General features: G+C 41.3%; 1 protein-coding gene. It reads right to left on the bottom strand.

Translation table 11 applies throughout. The annotated features are described in order from the left end of the window. Positions 1 to 143: 143 nt before the first annotated feature. On the bottom strand, positions 144 to 1,032 hold an 889-nt coding region (locus tag NPX98_RS06595), incomplete at its 5' end, for a DUF1561 family protein (protein WP_269023355.1).

Genomic DNA, 1,032 nt, shown 5'->3' with positions numbered 1-1,032 from the left:
GTCTCATTGTCAGAGGGATTTGTTATAAGTGATTATGCAAACAGGCAGAAATACGCGCAAACACAATATTGAAAACGCTAATATTGCAAAAAAATCTCTGAAAAAACCTGCTTTATCCATAACATAACAAATCTCCGCGTTTTTTATTGAATAGTGCATCTTCCGCTTAAACATTGACTCACTAAAAAACTCCTTGGAAACTGCCCATTTCCTCTTCTCTCATCCCCCTCTCCAGTGCAATTTCGTTGCGACATGACAACGCTCAGAGGATTTGCAATCTCTCTGGTTAGCTGCAATGTGGCAAAAGAAGTAACAGTTGCGCGCCCCTGCCGAGAAAGATAAAATAAAACGCGTTCGATTTCCATTGTTGATGAAGCCTCTTCAGTAAAGCGAGAAAAATCTATGCTCGTATTCGTTGGCATAACAATAAGTCCACGCATAGAACGCAATATTGGAACTGCATGTCTAACCCTCTTTCCATCTGGATATTGACGGGTTATCAAACCGATCCAAACTGCTCCAGGATTTGCACGTAAAAGCTCGCGAATAGCTCCTAAAATTGCATTTTCACCATAAGATACTTCTGACAAAGCCCAATGAAACCGTGGCAACATAACTTGTGCCGTCGCAGCTGCTATTCTAGCGGATATCTGGTCATCCGTTTCTCCTGGATATAAAGGAGCCATATTGCGTTGATGAATAGCATCCACAATTCCAGTGAGTTCAGGATATCTTACACGAAATGAACGAACTGGATTATCATTAAGTCTCGTATTAAAAAAATACCCCCCTTCTGTAAGAGGTCTTCCTGGATAATATGTTTGAAGCTCAGCAACTATTTGAAAAGCATGTAAAAGACACGTACCGCATATGCCTACGCCAAATGGTGTCATGTTTGTGGAGATTGCAATTTGATAAAGCCGTCTAAGCCATGCATCATCCAGTTCAAAATTTGGCGGTAAAGTTCGCTTTACTCTCGTTTTAGCATCCGTCAATTTTTGACCGGGAGCCGGACAGTATGTAAGCGTATCA

The sequence above is a fragment of the Bartonella sp. A05 genome (genome assembly GCF_026930145.1).
In the GTDB taxonomy this organism is placed as follows: domain Bacteria; phylum Pseudomonadota; class Alphaproteobacteria; order Rhizobiales; family Rhizobiaceae; genus Bartonella.
This window is presented reverse-complemented; position numbering and strand designations above follow the sequence as displayed.